At 67.2% G+C, this 5,080-nt stretch carries 5 protein-coding genes and 1 pseudogene; all 6 read left to right on the top strand.

The window, feature by feature from the left end; translation table 11 throughout:
* Nucleotides 1-844 (top strand): annotated as a pseudogene (locus tag HKK72_RS35745) (glucose-6-phosphate dehydrogenase); the annotation flags it as partial.
* Nucleotides 845-1,106: 262 nt separating this feature from the next.
* Entirely contained in the window at nucleotides 1,107-1,352 is a 246-nt protein-coding gene (locus HKK72_RS35750) for a hypothetical protein (protein WP_187238829.1), read from the top strand.
* Nucleotides 1,353-1,370: 18 nt separating this feature from the next.
* Nucleotides 1,371-3,170: an IlvD/Edd family dehydratase gene (locus tag HKK72_RS35755; protein ID WP_187238830.1), complete on the top strand. Its 1,800-nt coding sequence runs from the start codon at nucleotides 1,371-1,373 to the stop codon at nucleotides 3,168-3,170.
* Complete coding sequence (locus HKK72_RS35760; RefSeq protein WP_187238831.1) at nucleotides 3,157-4,197, top strand: C-terminal binding protein; 1,041 nt, start codon at nucleotides 3,157-3,159, stop codon at nucleotides 4,195-4,197. Before HKK72_RS35755 ends, HKK72_RS35760 begins: the two co-directional genes overlap by 14 nt.
* A gap of 11 nt (nucleotides 4,198-4,208) precedes the next feature.
* Entirely contained in the window at nucleotides 4,209-4,487 is a 279-nt protein-coding gene (locus HKK72_RS35765; RefSeq protein ID WP_187238832.1) for a hypothetical protein, read from the top strand.
* The coding region (locus tag HKK72_RS35770) for a bifunctional 4-hydroxy-2-oxoglutarate aldolase/2-dehydro-3-deoxy-phosphogluconate aldolase (protein WP_187238833.1) at nucleotides 4,484-5,080 on the top strand (597 nt) is incomplete at its 3' end. The genes HKK72_RS35765 and HKK72_RS35770, both read left to right, overlap by 4 nt.

Genomic DNA, 5,080 nt, shown 5'->3' on the forward strand with positions numbered 1-5,080 from the left:
GGCCAACCGCGTGCTCGAGCCCATCTGGAACAGCACCCACATCGCCGAGGTAGAGATCGTCTGGGATGAGTCCCTCGCGCTGGAAGGCAGAGCGGGCTACTACGACGGCGTCGGGGCACTCAAGGACATGGTGCAGAACCACCTGCTCCAGTTGCTGTGCCTGGTAGCCATGGAACCGCCGATCAGCCTCGGCGAACGCGAGCTACGTGACCGGAAGGTCGATGTGCTGCGCTCAGTACGGCCCCTCACCGACAAGGACGTCCTCCGCAGCACCCGCCGCGCACGCTATAGGGCCGGCCGGATCGGTGACCACGCGGTTCCCGCGTACGTTGACGAGGAAGGCGTGGACCCGGGGCACCGCACCGAGACCTTCGCCGAGGTGGAGCTGGAACTGGACAGCTGGCGCTGGTCAGGAACGACATTCCGCCTTCGCAGCGGCAAAGCGCTCGGAAATGACCGCAAGGAGATCGCGGTACGATTCCGGCCCGTGCCCCACCTGCCCTTCGGGCACAACGGGAAAGCCCTGCCCAACGTGCTTCGATTCGGCCTCGACCCAGAAGGTCTCACCCTGGATCTCACGGGCATCGGCTCCCGCGCCCAAACCCTTGTTCCGCTCACCCTGACCGCCCGGACAGAGCCGCCAGAGCTGCCCGCCTACGGCCAGGTACTGCTCGACGTGCTGAACGGGAACGCCGCCCTGTCCATCCGCGGCGACGAGGCCGAAGAGTCATGGCGGGTCCTCACGCCAGTACTGTCAGCCTGGTCAAAGGACCTCGTTCCGCTTCAGGAGTACCCGGCCGGATCGGACGGGCCGGTTCCCCAGCAGCAAAACGCGCCCCGCTGAGTGTGAATCGGCCACCGCACCGCTCAGGGCGAACCGGGCCCGGTGAGCTGGGGCGGAATGGGCGTGTGCGTACCCGTAACCCGGCGGTGGGGCTTCGATAGTTGGGGTGCACCAGCTCGTCCACCGGCCCGCGGACACGACTTCCATGAGACGGCAAGCATCGACCTTTGCCATATTTCCGCATGTCAAGCGGATTTCGCGAGTGAGTGCCGGGTAAGTGGCGGCGTAGAAGACGTCTTCCGGGGGGCGGTAGATGGAGACGGTGAGGCTTGGTCGACCCGAACTTCAGGTCACGCCGATCGCCTACGGCACGGGGCGGTTCGGCGGGGAATGGGGCGAGGGCGTGGAGCAGCCGGCGATCGATAGCATCCGCCACGCCCGCGAACCGGGCGCCAACGTAGAGAAGGGAATGGCGAAGCGGGTGCAGGCCTGGGCATCGCCCACGGACACCTCCCATGCCACCTACGCCACGGCAGCGTCCAGCTCGCCGGGGCAGGAACCCGGATAGGCCGGCGAGGAGCACATCATGCCACCGACGAAACGCACCACAGGGGACCTGCGTAGCCAGGCATGGTGGGACAACGCGGGCAATCCGGAGATGACGGCTCTGTACCTCGAGCGCTTCCTCAACTACGGCCTCACCCCGGCGGAGCTTCAGTCGGGCCGGCCGATCATCGGCATCGCCCAGACAGGTAACGATCTGGTTCCCTGTAACCGACACCACCTCGCCCTCGCCGACCGGGTAAAGGACGGGATCCGTGACGGCGGTGGCATCCCGTTCGAGTTCCCGGTCCATCCTTTGCAGGAGACGGGCAAGCGACCCACCGCCGCGCTGGACCGCAACCTCGCCTATCTCGGGCTGGTCGAGGTGCTCTACGGGTATCCGCTCGACGGAGTGGTCCTCACGACAGGCTGTGACAAGACCACGCCTGCGTGCCTGACCGCGGCGGCGACGGTGAACATCCCGGCGATCGTCCTGTCCGGAGGACCGATGCTCAACGGCTATCACAATGGCAAGCGGGCAGGCTCGACAGGCTCGGGGCTGGTGATCTGGCAGTCGAGGCGGCTGCTTGCCACCGGGCAGATCGACTACGACGAATTCATGGCGCGCGTGGCCGCTTCCGCGCCCAGCATCGGGCACTGCAACACGATGGGCACCGCGCTGTCGATGAACAGCCTGGCCGAGGCCTTGGGAATGTCCCTGCCCGGCTGTGCGGCGATCCCCGCCCCCTATCGCGAGCGGGCGCAGATGGCCTACGACACAGGCCGGCGAGCGGTGGCCATCGTGCACGAGGACCTCACCCCCCGCAAGATCATGACCCGGCAGGCCTTCGACAACGCGATCGTTGTCGCATCGGCCATCGCCGCCTCGACCAACGTGCCCATCCACATCAACGCCATCGCGCGCCACGTCGGGGTGGCACTGTCCAACCAGGACTGGCAACACGTTGGAGCCGACATCCCGGTGCTGGTGAACCTCGCCCCCGCCGGTGAGTTCCTCGGCGAGGACTTCTACCACGCCGGCGGCGTTCCCGCCGTGATGCGGTCGTTGCTGGCAGCGGGACGCCTGCACCGCGATGCCGTAACGGTCTCCGGTCGTACCGTGGCCGAGAACTTGGACAATGTCCCACCCGCCGACCCGGCGGTCATCCGTCCCTTCGACGAGCCTGTTGCCGCGCGGGGAGGCCTTCTCGTCATGACCGGGAACCTGTTCGACTCCGCGGTCATGAAGGTCTCGGTCTTCACCGACGAGTTCCGGGCCCGCTACCTGCCGCATCCCGATGATCCGCCGGTGTTCGACCTTCGCGCCATCGTCTTCGACGGGCCGGAGGACTACCACGCCCGCATCGAAGATCCCGAGCTGGGCATCGACGAGGGCTGCATTCTCGTCATCCGCTACACCGGGCCGATCGGCTATCCGGGATCGGCCGAGGTCGTGAACATGGAGGCTCCCACCGCGCTGATCCAGCGGGGAGTCACCGCGCTGCCCACACTCGGTGACGGCCGGCAGAGCGGCACCTCGGACGCACCGTCCATTCTCAACGCCAGCCCAGAGGCCGCGGCCGGCGGCAACCTCGCCATCTTGCGCACCGGCGACCGGATCCGTATCGACCTGGACAACGCACGTGTCGACGTCCTGCTGTCAGATGAGGAGATCGCCGCGCGGTGGGCCGAATACACACCGCCGACATTGGAGCACCAGACACCATGGCAGGAGATCTACCGCTCCACGGTCGGGCAGCTGGACGGCGGAGGCTGCCTGGAGCTCGCCGTGTCGTACCAGGATCTCGCACACACCAAGGGGATTCCCCGTGACTCGCACTGAGCCCAACGGCACGATCCTGATCGCCGACTTCGACTTCGGCGATGTGGACATCGAACGCGCAATCGTCGAAGGCGCCGGATTCCAGCTCCTTGCCACACAGTGCAAGAGCGAGGATGAGGTGATCGAGAAGGGTCGAGACGTCGACGGCGTCCTGACCCAGTACGCGCGGGTCGGTTCCCGCGCCATCGACGCGTTCACCCGCTGCCGGGTGATCGCTCGGTACGGCACGGGCGTGGACATCGTCGACGTCGCCGCCGCGACCCGACGGGGCGTCCAGGTCACGAACGCGCCGAACGAGTGGTGCGCCGAAGAGGTCGCCGATCACGCCGTCGCGCTCTGGCTCGCCGCCGCCCGTAAGATCTGCGAATACGATAGGGCGACCCGGCAGGGCGAATGGCGCTGGCAGACCGGACAGCCGATCTGGCGGCTGAGGGGACGGGTTCTCGGGCTGCTGTCCTTCGGCTCGATCGCACGGCTCATCGCCGAACGCGCGCAAGCGTTCGGCGTCGAGGTCTGGGCACACGACCCGTTTCTCGACGAGTCCGAGATGCGATCACGCCAGGTCCGGCCGGTGTCCTTCGATGACCTCGTGGAAGGTGCCGACTACCTGGTGGTCCAGTCGCCGCTCACCCCACAGACACGCCACACCTTCGACGATGCGACGCTCCGCAGGATGAAGCCGACCGCCGTCCTCATCAACACCGCGCGAGGGCCCATTGTGGAGGACACGGCGATCTACCAGGCCCTCACCGAAGGGTGGATCGTCGGCGCAGCACTGGACGACCTCGAGGAGGAACCCGCGAAACAACGCGACTGGCGCCCGAGCAACCCGCTCCTCAGCCTCCCCAACGTGATCGTCACACCCCACGCCGCCTACTATTCCGAGGAGGCCATCAGGACGGTGCGGCGCATCGCCGCCGAAGAGGCCGTACGGGTCCTGACCGGCCAACCGGCGCGTTTCCCGGTCAACGATGTGACGGCCAGTTCCCACCCGCAAGGGCCTAACCCCCCTTCGCATAGGTCCTAATCATGCATGCGATGGCCGTGATTCCAGGCGCGGGCGGAGTCCGGGTCATCGAGTGGCCCGAGTCGGGCGTCGTGACCGGCCGCGAGGCCTTGCTGCGAGGGATCGAGGCCGGGACGTGCGGTACCCACCATGAGATCGGTGCCCTCGTCTACGGCACGCCACCCGACTGTGACCGTCGTGCGCACGCTCGTCACCAGCCGCCCAGACCCAACGGGGACGCTCCCGCGCTGATCAATCAGCATGGCGGCATCAACCAGGTGGCCCGGCTGACGGCGGCGAGCGCGCCATGAGCGGCGACCACGACCGCGAGCGGGCATGCCCGGAGGGCGCGCCGCTGGCAGCGATCGCCGACACGAGAATATTGCCCGTACTCACGATCGACGACATCTCAGCGGCCATGCCACTCGCCGAAGCGCTACGACTGGGCGGCGTTCGCGCCATCGAGGTGACGCTCCGCAGCCAAGCCGCCCTGCCGGCCATCCGTACAGTCGCGAACCGAGGCGACCTGCTTGTCGGCGCCGGCACCGTGCTCAACCCGGCCGACGTCGACCACGCGGTCGACGCAGGCGCACAGTTCGCCGTGTCCCCCGGCTTCAGCCCGCCCGTGATCGAACGATGTCGCGCCAGGGGAATCGAAGTGATACCAGGAGTGGCAACGCCGACGGACATCCTGATGGCCATGGAAGCCGGCATCGACGTGCTCAAGTACTTTCCCGCACAGCAACTGGGCGGCCCACCGAGCGTGAAAGCGCTGGCCGCGCCGTTCACCTTCACCCGATTCATCCCGACCGGCGGTGTAGGACCAGCCAATCTTGCCGATTACCTGTCGCTGCCCGCCGTACTCGCCGTCGGCGGCTCCTGGATGGCAGGTCGTGAGCTTCAA

This window comes from Actinomadura sp. HBU206391 (genome assembly GCF_014323665.1).
Taxonomy (GTDB): domain Bacteria; phylum Actinomycetota; class Actinomycetes; order Streptosporangiales; family Streptosporangiaceae; genus Actinomadura_C.